This window comes from Ruegeria sp. ABV3_008 (genome assembly GCF_056161185.1).
Genome location: NZ_JBSWYP010000003.1, coordinates 193,345 through 207,262 on the forward strand (window position 1 = coordinate 193,345; position 13,918 = coordinate 207,262).

The 13,918-nt window shown below is 59.0% G+C and carries 19 protein-coding genes; 15 read left to right on the plus strand and 4 right to left on the minus strand.

Annotation, left to right across the window (positions count from 1 at the left end):
* Nucleotides 1-79 precede the first annotated feature (79 nt).
* The 7 genes from ACXAH8_RS07540 (at nt 80) to ACXAH8_RS07570 (ending at nt 4,858) form a co-directional block, all read left to right on the plus strand.
* Complete coding sequence (locus ACXAH8_RS07540) at nt 80-694, plus strand: ribonuclease D (protein ID WP_475217286.1); 615 nt, start codon at nt 80-82, stop codon at nt 692-694.
* Nucleotides 691-1,653 carry a KpsF/GutQ family sugar-phosphate isomerase gene (locus ACXAH8_RS07545; RefSeq protein WP_475217287.1) on the plus strand — a complete coding sequence of 321 codons (963 nt, stop codon included), beginning with the start codon at nt 691-693 and terminating at the stop codon, nt 1,651-1,653. Before ACXAH8_RS07540 ends, ACXAH8_RS07545 begins: the two co-directional genes overlap by 4 nt.
* Nucleotides 1,654-1,664: 11 nt before the next feature.
* Complete coding sequence (locus ACXAH8_RS07550) at nt 1,665-2,264, plus strand: LPS export ABC transporter periplasmic protein LptC (RefSeq protein WP_425084172.1); 600 nt, start codon at nt 1,665-1,667, stop codon at nt 2,262-2,264.
* Nucleotides 2,265-2,267: 3 nt separating this feature from the next.
* Nucleotides 2,268-2,762, plus strand: a complete 495-nt coding sequence (locus tag ACXAH8_RS07555; protein ID WP_425084173.1) for an LptA/OstA family protein — start codon at nt 2,268-2,270, stop codon at nt 2,760-2,762.
* Nucleotides 2,762-3,520 (plus strand): LPS export ABC transporter ATP-binding protein, encoded by a 759-nt coding sequence (gene lptB, locus ACXAH8_RS07560; RefSeq protein ID WP_170379956.1) that lies wholly within the window; start codon nt 2,762-2,764, stop codon nt 3,518-3,520. The genes ACXAH8_RS07555 and lptB overlap by 1 nt, the downstream gene beginning before the upstream one ends.
* A 252-nt stretch (nt 3,521-3,772) precedes the next feature.
* Nucleotides 3,773-4,336 carry a ribosome hibernation-promoting factor, HPF/YfiA family gene (gene hpf, locus ACXAH8_RS07565; RefSeq protein WP_170379957.1) on the plus strand — a complete coding sequence of 188 codons (564 nt, stop codon included), beginning with the start codon at nt 3,773-3,775 and terminating at the stop codon, nt 4,334-4,336.
* A gap of 57 nt (nt 4,337-4,393) precedes the next feature.
* On the plus strand, nt 4,394-4,858 hold the full coding sequence (locus tag ACXAH8_RS07570) for a PTS sugar transporter subunit IIA (protein WP_475217289.1): 465 nt from the start codon (nt 4,394-4,396) through the stop codon (nt 4,856-4,858).
* Nucleotides 4,859-4,927: 69 nt separating this feature from the next.
* Here ACXAH8_RS07570 and dalA read toward each other — a convergent pair whose 3' ends face one another.
* Nucleotides 4,928-5,443: a divisome-associated lipoprotein DalA gene (gene dalA / locus ACXAH8_RS07575; protein WP_209252808.1), complete on the minus strand. Its 516-nt coding sequence runs from the start codon at nt 5,441-5,443 to the stop codon at nt 4,928-4,930.
* A 169-nt stretch (nt 5,444-5,612) separates the two neighbouring features.
* On the opposite strand from dalA, the gene ACXAH8_RS07580 reads away from it, so the two are divergent.
* Nucleotides 5,613-6,212 (plus strand): L,D-transpeptidase, encoded by a 600-nt coding sequence (locus ACXAH8_RS07580; RefSeq protein ID WP_170470964.1) that lies wholly within the window; start codon nt 5,613-5,615, stop codon nt 6,210-6,212.
* Nucleotides 6,213-6,352: 140 nt separating this feature from the next.
* A complete protein-coding gene (locus ACXAH8_RS07585) occupies nt 6,353-6,535 on the plus strand; it encodes a hypothetical protein (RefSeq protein WP_170379961.1) in 183 nt (60 codons plus the stop codon).
* Nucleotides 6,536-6,610: 75 nt separating this feature from the next.
* On the opposite strand, the gene hemH is transcribed toward ACXAH8_RS07585, so the two are convergent.
* Nucleotides 6,611-7,660, minus strand: coding sequence for a ferrochelatase (gene hemH / locus ACXAH8_RS07590; RefSeq protein WP_475217291.1), 1,050 nt, complete (start codon nt 7,658-7,660; stop codon nt 6,611-6,613).
* A gap of 56 nt (nt 7,661-7,716) precedes the next feature.
* Nucleotides 7,717-8,547 (minus strand): class I SAM-dependent methyltransferase, encoded by an 831-nt coding sequence (locus ACXAH8_RS07595; protein ID WP_475217292.1) that lies wholly within the window; start codon nt 8,545-8,547, stop codon nt 7,717-7,719.
* On the opposite strand from ACXAH8_RS07595, the gene ACXAH8_RS07600 reads away from it, so the two are divergent.
* The 4 genes from ACXAH8_RS07600 to ACXAH8_RS07615 are packed head-to-tail and all read left to right on the plus strand — an operon-like array spanning nt 8,528 to nt 10,873.
* On the plus strand, nt 8,528-9,292 hold the full coding sequence (locus ACXAH8_RS07600; RefSeq protein WP_475217294.1) for a double zinc ribbon domain-containing protein: 765 nt from the start codon (nt 8,528-8,530) through the stop codon (nt 9,290-9,292). The two genes, ACXAH8_RS07595 and ACXAH8_RS07600, sit on opposite strands and share 20 nt — an antisense overlap.
* Before the next feature lie 38 nt (nt 9,293-9,330).
* Nucleotides 9,331-9,588 (plus strand): glutaredoxin 3, encoded by a 258-nt coding sequence (grxC, locus tag ACXAH8_RS07605; protein ID WP_170379965.1) that lies wholly within the window; start codon nt 9,331-9,333, stop codon nt 9,586-9,588.
* Nucleotides 9,588-10,418, plus strand: a complete 831-nt coding sequence (locus ACXAH8_RS07610) for a carbon-nitrogen hydrolase family protein (protein ID WP_475217296.1) — start codon at nt 9,588-9,590, stop codon at nt 10,416-10,418. Before grxC ends, ACXAH8_RS07610 begins: the two co-directional genes overlap by 1 nt.
* Nucleotides 10,419-10,432: 14 nt before the next feature.
* A complete protein-coding gene (locus ACXAH8_RS07615; RefSeq protein WP_170379967.1) occupies nt 10,433-10,873 on the plus strand; it encodes a MarR family winged helix-turn-helix transcriptional regulator in 441 nt (146 codons plus the stop codon).
* Nucleotides 10,874-11,271: 398 nt separating this feature from the next.
* Here the strand turns inward: ACXAH8_RS07615 and ubiG are convergent, their stop codons facing one another.
* The gene (ubiG, locus tag ACXAH8_RS07620) at nt 11,272-12,018 is read right to left on the minus strand and encodes a bifunctional 2-polyprenyl-6-hydroxyphenol methylase/3-demethylubiquinol 3-O-methyltransferase UbiG (protein ID WP_475217299.1); all 747 of its coding nucleotides are present in this window, start codon (nt 12,016-12,018) and stop codon (nt 11,272-11,274) included.
* 49 nt (nt 12,019-12,067) lie between these two features.
* Between ubiG and pip the strand changes: the two genes are divergently transcribed.
* Both pip and ACXAH8_RS07630 read left to right on the plus strand, forming a co-directional pair.
* A complete protein-coding gene (pip, locus tag ACXAH8_RS07625) occupies nt 12,068-13,045 on the plus strand; it encodes a prolyl aminopeptidase (RefSeq protein WP_170470976.1) in 978 nt (325 codons plus the stop codon).
* Entirely contained in the window at nt 13,042-13,860 is an 819-nt protein-coding gene (locus ACXAH8_RS07630) for an ABC transporter substrate-binding protein (RefSeq protein WP_475217300.1), read from the plus strand. The genes pip and ACXAH8_RS07630 overlap by 4 nt, the downstream gene beginning before the upstream one ends.
* The last annotated feature ends 58 nt before the right edge of the window (nt 13,861-13,918 follow it).

The window sequence follows — 13,918 nt, forward strand, 5'->3', positions numbered from 1 at the left end:
TGCCCGGCTACAGGCTCAGCGTTGAGTTTGCCGGATAAACCGCCTATCTCGGGGTCGAGACCGCACAAAGGAAACCTCTGTGGCAAACCACCTGTATAAAAACGACCTGCCAGACGGGCTGGACCTTGGGCCGATCGTGGCCATTGACTGTGAAACCATGGGGCTGAATCCGCATCGGGATCGCTTGTGCGTGATCCAGATGTCCGGCGGCGACGGAAACAGCCATATCGTTCAGGTTGAAAAGGGGCAGACGGAGGCTCCGAACCTTTGCGCCGTGCTGGAAGACCCCGACGTGCTGAAACTGTTCCATTTCGGGCGTTTCGATATCGCCGCGATGTACCACGCCTTTGGGGCATTGGCCGCACCGGTCTATTGCACCAAGATTGCCAGCCGCCTTGTGCGCACCTATACCGACCGCCACGGGCTGAAAAACCTGTGTCAGGAGTTGATCGGCGTCGATATCTCGAAGCAGCAGCAAATGAGCGATTGGGGCACCGAGACCCTGTCTGAGGCCCAACTGGAATACGCGGCTTCGGACGTGTTGTACCTGCACCGCTTGCGGGACGAGCTAAACAAACGGCTGGCCCGCGAAGGCCGGACCGAGATGGCGCAGGCCTGTTTTGACTTCCTGCCGATGCGTGCGAAACTCGACCTCGCAGGCTGGCCCGAAACTGATATTTTTGCGCACTCATGACCGATATCGAAGCATTCCTGAAAACCGCCCGTCAGGTTGTCACCGACGAGGCCCGCGCACTAGACGTGCTGGCCGAAAGCCTGAACGAGGAATTTGCCGAAGCGGTGCAGCTGATCCTGCAGGCCAACGGTCGCATCATCATTAGCGGTATCGGCAAGTCGGGCCATATCGGTCACAAGATCGCGGCCACATTGGCCTCGACTGGCACGCCCGCCTATTTCGTCCACCCAGCCGAGGCGAGCCACGGTGATCTGGGCATGGTGTCCAAGGATGATGTGGTTCTGGCGATCTCGAATTCCGGCGAGGCGCCGGAACTGGTCAACCTTCTGGCCTTTACGCGCCGCTTTGGCATTCCGCTGATCGGTCTGTCCAGCAAGCCGGAAAGCACGCTGATGAAACAGGCCGACGTGCATCTGCTGATCCCGTCCATGGGTGAGGCCTGTGGGTTCGGCATGGTGCCCTCGATTTCGACCACGCTGACGCTGGCCATGGGCGATGCGCTGGCGATCGCGCTGATGAAGCACCGTGATTTCAAGCCCGAGGACTTCCGCGCCTTCCACCCAGGCGGCAAACTCGGCGCGCAGCTGTCCACGGTCCGCGACCTCATGCATGCTGATCTGCCCGTGGTGCGGTCAGGTACCTCCATGAGCGAGGCGCTGCTGGTGATGAGCCAGAAGAGCTTTGGCGTGGTGGGTGTGACAGATGATGCGGATCGCCTTTTGGGCATCGTCACAGATGGCGACTTGCGCCGCAACATGGACGGGCTTTTGAACAAGACCACGGATGAGGTCATGACTCGCGATCCTCTGACCATCGCGCCCAACGCCATGGCGGAAGAGGCAGTGGGCATTATGAATGACCGCAAGATCACATCGCTGTTCGTAGTTGATCCCGACGCGGATGGTCAGGCGCAGGGTCTGCTGCATATCCACGACTGCCTGCGCGTCGGTCTGGGTTAGGGAGTGAAACTGTGGACCGCTATTCCCGCATGGTTCAGTTCCTCAAGGTGCTGCTGCCTCTGACGGCGATTGTCTTGCTGTCCACCGTTTTCCTTCTGTCGCGCAGCATCGAGACTGATGTCTCAGTGCCCTTCTCGCAGGAGGATATCGAAGATCGCCTGGCCGGGCAGGTCATTACGCAACCCAACTACCGCGGCACCACCAAAAAGGGCGAAGAGGTCCAGATTGAGTCGACCAGGGTGACCCAAGGGTCCGAGGGTGAAGAGCCGACGGCATCGCTGTTTCGCGGGCGGTTCGGGATGCTGAACGGCGGTGAAATCAAGCTGGACTCCAACTCTGGCCTGATCCGGCCCGACAAGGGGACGGCGACCTTTGTTGGCGATGTGGTGATTACCACCTCGGACGGCATTCAGGTCACGACCGACCTTTTGAATACATCGCTGGAAGAAATACGTGGCGACACTCCCGGTCAGGTCGATGGCACCGGCGTCATCGGCACATTCTCTGCCGGTCGTATGCAATTTGGCACTGAAAAAAAGGACGGACCGGTCCATATTCTTTTTACAGACGGCGTGAAGTTGGTATATGAGCCAACAAAAGCAGAAAGATAACCTGTGATCCATTTTCGATTTCTCTTTGTTTGCATGGCTCTGTTGATGGGCCCGGTTTCAGCCATCGCACAGGAAGCGCAGGTTGCATTCGGTTCGGTCAAGGCCGACCCCAGCCTGCCGGTCGAGGTGACCTCGGACTCACTGAACGTCAATCAGGAGGACGGATCGGCCGAGTTTCTCGGTAATGTGATCGTGATTCAGGGGGAAATGCGCCTGTCGGCTGAGCGGGTTCTGGTGATCTACAGCCAGGATCGCTCCTCCATCGAACGGATGGAAGCGACCGAGAATGTCGTTCTGGTCAGCCCTCCGGATGCCGCCGAAGGGGATCAGGCGGAATATACCATCGACACCGGCGTGATCGTGATGAAGGGTAACGTTCTGCTGACACAGGGGCCCAGCACGATCAGTGGCGATCAGATGGTTGCGAACCTGACCTCGGGCACTGCAACAATGACAGGCCGCGTCAAAACCATTCTTCAGCAGGGTGGCGGAAACTGATGGCTGCCCCAACCTTGTCTGTCGCAGAAGGAAGCGCAGGTCTGCGCATCGAGAAACTGCGCAAGTCCTATCGGAAAAAGACCGTGATCCGGGATGTGTCCATGACGCTCGACCGGTCCGAGGTTGTCGCGCTGCTAGGTCCGAACGGGTCGGGCAAGACGACGACCTTTTACTCAGTCGCGGGGCTGGTTTTCCCCGAAGCTGGTAAGGTCACGATAGACGGACAGAATGTCACGACGCTGCCGATGTATCGGCGCGCGCGTCTTGGGATCGGCTACCTGCCGCAGGAGATGTCGATTTTCCGCGGCATGAGCGTCGAGGACAATATCGCCTCGGTTCTGGATATCACCGTCAAGCACGCCCATCGCAGGAAAGAGCGGTTGGAGGAGCTGCTGTCGGACTTCTCGATTGAACACCTGCGCCGCGCACCTGCGCTTGCCCTGTCGGGGGGTGAACGCCGCCGGGTCGAGATCGCGCGCTGTCTGGCCGCCGATCCGAAATATCTGCTGCTTGATGAACCCTTTGCGGGCGTTGATCCGATCAGCGTGGGCGACATCCGGCATCTGGTGGCTGATCTGAAGAAGCGCGGTATCGGCGTGTTGATCACCGACCACAACGTGCGAGAAACGCTCGAGATCGTGGATCGCGCCTATATCCTGCATGACGGGCAGGTTCTGATGTCAGGTACACCTGACGAAGTGGTCGAGAACGAAAACGTGCGCCGGGTTTATCTGGGCGAAAACTTCCGTATTTCATAGGGTTGGGCGATTCTTCGCCGGACGCTTCGCGGAAATCGCGTATATACACCTCTGTTTTGATTGACTCTTCCGCCGCCTCTTGTCTCAATTGGGGTATGGCATTTATTCGGTTCCAGTCTGGATCTCGATACCCCTTCACTGAAGGGCTGGGACGGCAGCAACCGATCAAAATGTCGATATCCCCCACCCGATAAAAACAAGCATGTTGCGTGACGCAACGTCAGAATGGGTGTGAATTGTGAAGGAGATCACATGCGTTACCAAATCAGCGGAAAACAGATCGACATCGGCGCGGCCCTGCAGACCCACGTGCAGACCGAACTGGGCGAAGTTGTTGGCAAATATGCCCAGCGCCCGACCGACGCCAATGTCGTCTTTTCCCGTTCGGCGCATGAATATGTATGCGAAACTACAGTACATTTATCCACCGGCCTGACCGCTCAGGCCAAGGCCCACGCAACCGAGATCTATGCAGCGTTCGAGGCATGCTGTGACAAGATGGAAACACAGTTGCGCCGCTACAAGCGCCGCCTGAAGGACCATCACAAGGATCGTTCTGAGCCTGTTGAACTCTTTGGGGCGTCCTCTTATATCCTCGCCTCTGACGAATCGAACACGGCAGATGAACCCGAATCGCTACAGCCCATGATTGTGGCTGAGATGGAAACAAAGATCCCATCGCTCAGCGTTGGTGAGGCCGTAATGCAAATGGAACTTGCCGGAGCGCCGGTGTTAGTGTTCCGGAATGAGAACAAGGATGGGTTGAATGTCGTGTATCGCCGCGATGACGGCAATATCGGCTGGATTGATCCTTAAACAGGCAAGTTGAGAGAAATCGGCCTTAGCACGCAAAGGCCGCTATGGAGCATGATCATGGAGCTTTCGAGCATTCTCAAGCCCGAAGCAGTACGTGTGTTATCTGCCGCGTCTAGCAAGAAGCGGCTGTTTCAGGAAATCGGCGACGTTGCTGCCGGTGCTTTGGATCTGGATACCCAGATCGTCGTGGATTGCCTGCTGGAGCGCGAAAGCCTCGGCCCCACGGGTGTAGGTCATGGCGTGGCATTGCCACATGCGCGGCTGGGCGGGATCGAGTCGGTCTCGGGCGTTTTTGTGATGCTTGAGAAGCCGATTGACTTTAGCGCGGTTGACCGCCAGCCGGTGGATATCGCCTTTGCGCTGTTTGCACCTGAAGAGGCGGGTGTGGATCACCTCAAGGCTTTGGCACTGGTGTCGCGTACCCTGCGTGACAGCGCTGTTTGCGCCAAGCTGCGGGCGAACCCCGATCCGGTCAAGCTATACGCGATCTTGACCGAAGCGCAGTCCATGCAAGCCGCTTAAATCTTTGTGAAATAACAAAAAAGCCCGCGAAAATCGCGGGCTTTTTTGTTATTGGAAGGGGCGCGTCCGTTAGCCGCCGGTTCCCATTTCCAGCGTCCACCAGATCTTGCCACCGTTTTCCTGATGCCACGCAAAACCCATCTGGGTGGCCTGGGGGTCCAGGATTACAGAACGGGGGCCGGGTTCTTGCATCCAGGCAGCCAGTGTCTCGGTTTCCGTCTCATAGGTTTCCGAGATCGCCTCACCCAGGAATGTCCCGAAATAGCCAACGCGCGCCGCCCGGTCGATTGGGGAAGAGCCATCCGATCCGAAGTGCCAGGGGCGATTCTGCCGGGCCATATCCTTGGAATGCGTCGCGGCCGCCGCGTTCAGCTGAGAGTTCAGTTGCACGGACTGCAAGCCCTGCGCTTGCCGCAGTGCATTCACCGAATCGAGCATGCGGAACTGCAGCTTCTCGGGGTTGCCACGGATTTTGTAAACTGAGGGCAAGGGGCGACCGTCGGCACCCAGCGCCGTTGTCCCCGTGTCGGTACATGCCGCCAAGGCGACAAGGCAAATCAACAGAAAAGAAAAGATACGCGTCATGATCGACCTGATTATTGTGTCGTTAACGGGCATAACGCGCTAGGCTGTCTTGAGCAAACGCACAATGACCATACCCTGCATGATTCTGCCGGTTTGGTTTGCGACTGAAGCATTCTGGCAATAAAATGGGCCAGATTTTCCATTTCGCCATAACGAAGGACCTTTTGTCATGGTTAAAAAGCACATTCCTCTTTCGACCCGCCGGGGGTTTCTGGCCGGAGCCTCGTCTCTGCTGGCCGCGCCTGCGATCGCGCAGTACATCCCGGGCGACCCGCTGCGACCTGCACCTGAACCCGAAGCGCCGGTCCGGCGTAATGTCTCAGGATTCCGCGCTCAGGACTGGCGGCCTTATTTCTCGAACACCAGAAACGGGGCCATTCTGGTCGATACCACGTCACGAGCGCTGCATTATTGGTCAAATGATCAATCTGTATACAAACTCTACCCCTCTTCGGTTCCGTTGACCGAGGAAATGACCCGTCGCGGGCGCACCAGCGTCATTCGCAAGGTTGAGGGGCCGAGCTGGTCTCCGACGCCGTCGATGAAGAGGCGAAACCCCGAATGGCCCGATTACATCCCGCCCGGCCCCGATAACCCATTGGGAACGCACGCTTTGTATCTGGGGTGGAAGTATTACCGCATCCACGGCACCCATGACACGCGCAAGATCGGGCGGAAATCTTCGAATGGCTGCATCGGCCTGTTCAACGAAGACATTGCCGAGCTGTTCTCAATGGCGAAGGTTGGCACGCAAGTGTTGCTAATTTGACGACATTTTCGCTCACCGACTCGATTAATCGGCAAGTTGCAATTGCATTCCAACCGCTTTGCTGATTAGAAAAATATCACGAGGTAAGTCTTAGATGTGCGGTTCCGCGGACTGGAGCCGTGCAGATTCTGGAGGTTAATATGAAAAAACTCGTTCTCGCCGCTGCACTGACCGCTGCTGCTTCGACCGCTTATGCCGGTAACCTGGAAGAGCCGGTTGTTGAGGCACCTGTTGTTGTTGAAGAAACCCAGGGCACGTCGCAGGGCATCATCCTGCCGCTGATCCTGCTGGTTGTAGTTGCCGCAGCTGTTGCAGCAAGCTAATTCGACGAGCAATATCCAGAGAAAAGGCGGTGGAGCTTTCCACCGCCTTTTTTCATGTCCAGTTGTCGGGGCTGGTTAGTCCAGCCAGCCGTTCAGATTGTCTTCGATGATCTTGCCCAAAGCGGCGATATGCGAATCATCGTCATTGAGGCAGGGGATATAGGTGAAATGTTCACCGCCGGCCTCTTCAAAACTTTCCTTGATCTCTTCGTTGATCTCTTCCAGCGTTTCGATGCAATCGGCTGAGAACGCCGGTGCAATCACCGCTATGTTCTTTTTACCCTGTTTCGCGAGATCGGCCACGTGGTCGACTGTATAGGGCTTCAACCACTCTTCAGGTCCAAAGCGTGACTGGAAAGTTGAAACCAGCTGATCGTCCGACCAGCCGAGCCGCTCTTTCAGCAATCGTGAGGTCTTGACGCATTGGCAGTGATAGGGATCGCCCTGTTGCAGATAGCGTTCAGGCATCCCGTGGTAGGAACAGACCAGCACATCCGGCTTGGTCTCCATCTTGGCATAGGCGCGTTCGACGGATTGGGCCAACGCCTCGATATAGGTGGGTTCGTCGTAATAGGCGGGTACCGTACGGCTGGCAGGTTGCCACGGTTCCTCCATCAGGCAACGGAAGAACTGGTCATTGGCGGTTGCCGTCGTGGCACCGGCATAGTGCGGGTAGAGCGGGAAGAACAGGATGCGGTCGCAGCCTTCCGCCACCATATTCCGGACTTTGGATTTGGTCGACGGATTGCCGTAGCGCATGCAGAAATCGACCATCACCTGATCGCCATAGCGAGCCTGCATCGCACCGCGCAGCTTGGCGGTCTGTTCCTTAGTGATCGTCATCAGCGGGCTTTCGCCCTTGTCGTGATTCCAAATGGACTTGTAAGCCTCACCCGAGCTGAAGGGACGCTTGGTCAGGATGATCGCCTGCAGAATCGGCTGCCATTTCCACGCCGGGTAGTCGATCACACGGCGGTCCGAGAGGAACTCGTTCAAATAGCGGCGCATTGGCCAATAGCTGTAGTGATCGGGCGTGCCCAAATTGGCCAGCAGGATGCCCACGCGCCCCATTTTAACCTTGGGGTGGTCGGCTGGTGCATGCACGGGGCGTGTGGCGTCAAACATTTGGGTCTTCCTGCATTTTCTAGGTCTGGCCTGAGATAAGGGGAAATATCCGGTCGTCAATCGGACAGTTTGCCCTCGTTGGTACCAAGGGCTTCGGCAAGGCGCATCCGGGCGGATCCGGGGCGCAGCGGTTTGGGTTGGCTATCGTCGGGCGACCAGCCGGTTAGGCAAATCAGCTCGAACGTGGCGGGCAAGCGGCCTTGAGACGTTGCGAAATGTTCTGCGTAGATGCACTGCGCGCGTTCGAACACCTTGCGGCGGGTCGGGGATTTCAATCGGTTGGTCAGCACGTTGGTCTCGGCCATCGCGCGCAGGTCCTGCATCAGATGGGTCAGGTCACGATATTCCGCCGTCACAGGCACCGCATCCGCCACCGGCAGCGCCAACCCCGTGCGTTGCAGCAGAGCGCCTAGATCCCGCAGCTCTCCCATCGGAGCGATTCGGGGGCTGAGGCCACCGGTCACCTCGATCTCGGCCTGCCCCAGGGCGGTGCGCAGCTGATGCAGGGTTTCTCCGCCCAGACAGATGGTCAGAAGCAACCCGTCCAGGCGTAAGGCGCGGTGACATTGGATCAGCTGGCCGACCGGGTCATTGGCCCAATGCAGGGCCATCGCATGAACCACCAGATCATGTGAGCCGGGCGTAAGCTCAAGCGTTTCCTCATCCGCCACGAGTGTCGCGCCGGGCAGGGCATCCTGCCAGATATGCGCAAACGGGGTCACAATCGCGGGCGCCGTAAAGGTTCTGTTAACCATGCTCAGCCGATCCTGCACCTCGTCGACAGCGGCGCGGTGCAGGAACAGGGCCTCATCCTTAACCCGCGCGCGGCGGTGGCGCAGGGTGGCTCGGTCGAACAGAGAGGGTGCATTGGACGCAGGCATTTTCATACCCCGCAGGTATCGCATTTGGCGCCGAGTTCAAACAGCGTTGCACCTGATCTATCCCCCGCGATGCATGAGCTGCGGAGAGCTGACCGAATCCGACTTTGGCCTGTGTGCCACATGTTGGCGGGACACGCCGTTCATCGGCGGCACGGTCTGCGACAGTTGCGGCATGCCCGTCCCCGGAGAACGGGACGGCTTTCGGATCGACTGTGACGATTGCCGAAAAACGCCTCGCCCCTGGAGGGACGGGCGCGCAGCGTTGCTCTACAAGGGGCGGGCGAAATCCCTGATCCTGGCATTGAAACATGGTGACCGGCCTGAACTGGCGAAACCTGCCGCGCGCTGGATGGCGCAGGCGGGCCGAGAGGTTCTGAGGCCCGACATGTTGATCGCGCCGGTTCCGCTGCACTGGTCCCGTCTGGTGAAGCGGCGATACAACCAATCGGCGCTTCTGGCACAGCATCTGGGACGCGAGATAGGGTTGCAGGTCTGCCCCGACCTTTTGGTGCGAACGGCACGCACACCGGTTCTGGATGGCAAAACAGCCGCCCAACGCACCGAGGCACTGGATGGAGTCATTGCGCCGCATCCCAAACGGTCTGAGCGTATCGAGGGGCGCGATATCCTGTTGGTGGATGACGTGATGACTTCGGGTGCCACGCTGGCAGCCTGTACGCGGGCGTGTCTTGCCGCAGGGGCAAATCATATTTTCGTGTTGGTGCTGGCGCGCGTTGCCAAGGATGCCTAATTCGCACAAGATCGTGTGAAACCCGAAGGGACGGATTTATGAAACCTGTTGAAATCTACACATCGCCTCTGTGCGGCTTCTGCCACGCGGCCAAGCGCCTGTTGAAGCAAAAGGGGGTCGAGTTCAAGGAAATCGATGTGCTGATGCACCCCAAGCGCAAGCCCGAGATGATAAAACGTGCCGGCGGCAAACGCACTGTGCCTCAGATATTCATCGGCCCCGATCACGTGGGCGGCTGTGATGACCTCTATGAGCTCGATCGTCAGGGCAAGCTGGACCGTCTTCTGGCGGCGTGATGAAGACTGCTCTGCTGCAAATCACCTCGTCGGACGATCCGGCTGCGAATCTGGAAATGGTGCGCGCCATGATGGCTGAGGCCGCCGAGCAGGGCGCACAGTTCATCCTGACCCCCGAAATCACGAATTGCGTGTCTAACAGCACCACCCGACAGCGCGAGGTTTTGCAGCATGAGGAAGACGACACCACTCTGGCGGGTTTGCGGGCGCAGGCGGCCGAGCTGGGCGTTTGGCTGCTGATCGGATCATTGGGGATCAAGACACATGATGCGGATGGCCGCTTTGCCAACCGGTGCTACATGATCGACCCCAAGGGGCAGATCGTGGCGCACTATGACAAGATCCACATGTTCGATGTGCAGGTGACCGAGACCGAAACTTTCCGCGAATCGGCCAATTACCGCCCCGGCGACAAGGCCGTCATCGCTGAGACGGATTTCGGCAAGGTCGGCCTGACGATTTGCTATGACATCCGCTTTCCGTACTTGCATGCCGCTCTGGCGCAGGCCGGAGCTCGGATTTTGACCATTCCGGCGGCGTTTTCGCCTGTCACAGGGGCCGCGCATTGGGAATCGCTGCTGCGCGCCCGCGCGATTGAGACCGGCTGCTGGGTTTTGGCCCCTGCGCAAACCGGCACGCATCCCAAAACGCGAGGCAAAACCCGCCACACACATGGTCACAGCATGGTCGTAGCCCCTTGGGGAGAGGTTCTGATCGACGCAGGGACCGATCCGGGCATTCACTTTTTCGAATTGAATGATAGTTCTGTGTCCGAGGCGCGCCGTCGCGTGCCCTCATTGACCCATGTGCGGGCTTTTGACGGCCCCTGAACCAGAACCGGACCATGACAGACGACACCAATGCCCTTGCGGTCACGCTTTTCAGCGAGATCCTGACCGCCGACCAGCTATTGCGCAACCGGCTGAGCCGGGTGCTGCCCAAGGGCATGGAAATCTCGCATTTCTCGGTACTGAACCATCTGGCCTATGCCGGAGGAGAACGGACGCCCGCGCAACTCGCCAGCACCTTCCACGTGACCCGAGGGGCGATGACCAACACTTTGGCCAAGCTGGAATGGGCCGGCTACATCCACATCCGCCCCGACTGGGACGACGCCCGCCGCAAGATGGTCGCGATCAGCCCCGCTGGCCGCCGCGCGCGCGATCAGGCGATTTCGTCCATCGCCCCGCTGATCAACCGTGTGGTCGGAGAGCTGGGGTTGGAGCGTGTCCGGAGCACGTTGCCGGTGCTGCGCGATTTGCGGTTGCAGTTGGAAGGGGAGTAGCGGCGAAGAAGCGTTACTCCGCACCAGTGATGGATTCTTGAGGGCGCGAGAGGACCTTGCTCAAGTCTGCAGGTTCATATCTTTCGCGAATGGGGCAACCTTTAACTCTCAGAAGAGAATATACGCCAAAATTCCGCCATAGGAATTCGCACGCTAGGCATATAACCATCGACATTGGTTTCAACAGCATGATGACAATATGCGCCTATACCAGCCCGGTTGTCGGAATTGGAGTTCCGGCGCTCTCTTTGATCGCAAGCATGAACACACCAATCGCAATGAGCGCAAAAAATATGCACGCTAAGCCCAAAACGCTTCCTACAAGCGGATTTCGATCATAGAGCGGAAGGAACCATCCAATTGTCCAGTTGCTGATCGGTCGCATATTTGTGCTGAGACTACCCCGGTTTCACACTCGCGGTCACATAGTTCACGCTCAAGTCGCGGTCCGAGATCGACCAGCTCCAGAGGATTGGATTGAACACGAACCCCTTGCGGTCGACTGGCTCCAGCCCGGCTTGGCGCAGCAGGTCGAACAGCTCATCGGGGGTGATGAATTTGTTCCACTCATGGGTGCCGCGTGGCAGCCAGCGCATGACGACCTCGGCCCCGAAGATGGCCATGGCATAGGATTTCGGGTTGCGGTTGATGGTCGAACACACCTGTAACCCGCCGGGTTTCAGCAATTGTTGCGTGGCGGTCAGGTAGCTCAGCGGGTCGGCGACGTGTTCGACCACTTCCATGTTCAGCACCACGTCGAATTGTTCGCCCGCGGCGGCCATGTCCTCGGCGGTGGTGTGGCGATAGTCGATCTCAAGCCCGGATTGCTCGGCATGGATGCGCGCGACGGGCAGGTTGCCTGCTGCGGCGTCGGCCCCCACGACAGTGGCACCAAGGCGGGCCATGGGTTCGCTCAGCAGCCCTCCGCCGCAGCCGATATCCAGAAGGCGCAGGCCCTCAAACGGTGCAGGTGCGGTCAGGTCGCGGTCAAACTCACCCGCGATTTGCTGTGTGATATAGTCCAGACGACACGGATTCAGCATGTGCAGAGGTTTGAATTTCCCATGCGGGTCCCACCATTCCGCTGCCATCGCCTCGAATTTAGCGATCTCGGATGGGTCGACCGTGTTCGGATGCGCTTGCATTCCTGTCTCCGTGTGCTCTTTTACGTCTTAAGGACTATATAGGGCCATAATGGACAAGTACCCGGACCAAAAGCGCGCAGTGCAATATCTCTACCCGCCGATCGATCCTTTTGATCAGCGGTTGGTCAGTGTGGGCGATGGGCACCAGATTTATATGGAGCAAAGCGGCAATCCCGACGGGGTGCCGGTGGTTGTGCTGCATGGGGGGCCGGGCGGTGGCTGCAGCCCTGCAATGCGGCGGTACTTTGATCCACGCGTGTTCCGGGTGATTCTGTTCGATCAGCGCGGATGCGGGAAATCTCGGCCTCATGCCTCGGTCGAGGACAACACGACGTGGCATCTTGTCGAGGATATCGAGCGGCTGCGGTCGCTGCTGGATATCGACGAATGGACCGTGTTTGGCGGTAGCTGGGGCGCGACTCTGGCGCTGATCTACGCGCAGGCGCATCCGGATCGCGTTAGCCGTCTGGTTCTTCGCGGGGTGTTTCTGGCCACACAGGCCGAGCTGGATTGGTTCTACGGCGGCGGCGCGGGCAAGTTCTGGCCCGAGCAGTGGGCAAAATTTACTGCCCTGCTGTCCGAGGAAGAGCTGTCGGACACGATTGCGGCCTACAACAAACGCCTGTTCTCGGGCGACCGGGCGACCGAGGTCCTGTATGGGCGCGCTTGGTCCGCGTGGGAGAACGCCCTAGCGTCGATCCATTCCAACGGATCGACCGGCGAAAGCCCCGGTGAATACGCGCGGGCCTTTGCGCGGCTCGAGAATCACTATTTCACCAACAATGCCTTTCTGCAGAAGGATGGGCAGATTCTGGATCAGATGGATCGCATCGCGCATATCCCCGGACATATCGTGCAGGGGCGCTACGACATGATCTGCCCGCCTCAGGCGGCGTGGTCGCTGGCCGAGCGCTGGCCCAATGCCGAACTGAAGATGGTTCGGCATGCAGGCCACGCCCTGTCGGAACCTGGAATAAGTGCCGAGCTGGTCCGCATCATGGACCGCGTGGCCGAGGGGGTGGCATGACCCGGATGGACCGCCGTGCCCTGTTTGCCTCGGGTGCCGCCGCAGCGCTGCTGGCGGCCACGGGCGCGTCTTTGGCCGATACTCCGAAGAAAGGTGGCGCGCTGCGGCTGGCAGTTCCGCGCGATGACAGTTTGGAGCAGTTGGCCCGTGGGGCCGTGTTCGACACCCTGACCGAGATTGCACCGGATGGCACATTGCGCGGAGAGTTGGCGATTGGGTGGCAGACCGAAGACAATGCGCGCATCTGGCGATTTGATCTGCGCCAAGACGTCTCGTTCCACAATGGAACGGCGCTGCACGCTGATGATATTGTGGCCGTGCTGGCCGAACTTGGTCAGGCCGAGGCCCTGGCTGCTGATCACGTGCGGCTGGAACTGGCCGAGGCCAATCCCGGTCTTCCTTTCCTGCTGGCCGACAGCCGCTTTGTCGTAGCGCGCGATGGGCAGGCGGTGACGCCTTTACACGCGGCCAACGGGACCGGATGCTACCGGGTCGAGCGGGCCGAGGATGGGCGTCATTTCCTGGGCCGCAAAGTTGCCGGGCACTACAAGGACGGGCAGGCCGGTTGGGTCGATACGGTCGAAATCATCGTGATCCCCGATGCGCGTGTTCGGGCCGAAGCTTTACGCGACGGGTATGTGGACATTGCCGCCCTGCCCGAAAGGGGCGAACTTAAGTCCCAACGGGGGCTGCGCTACTACCCCAGCGAATCGGATATGGCGCTGGCTGTGGCGGCTCAGGTCGGGATGCCGCGGCAGATCGGCAAAGCGACGCTGGATGATGGTCGCATCGCTGAACGGTGGTGGTTGGCGTAAATCCGATCACGAATTGCGCCGGGGGTTGCAGACTCGGGAACTCCTGCGTATATGCAGT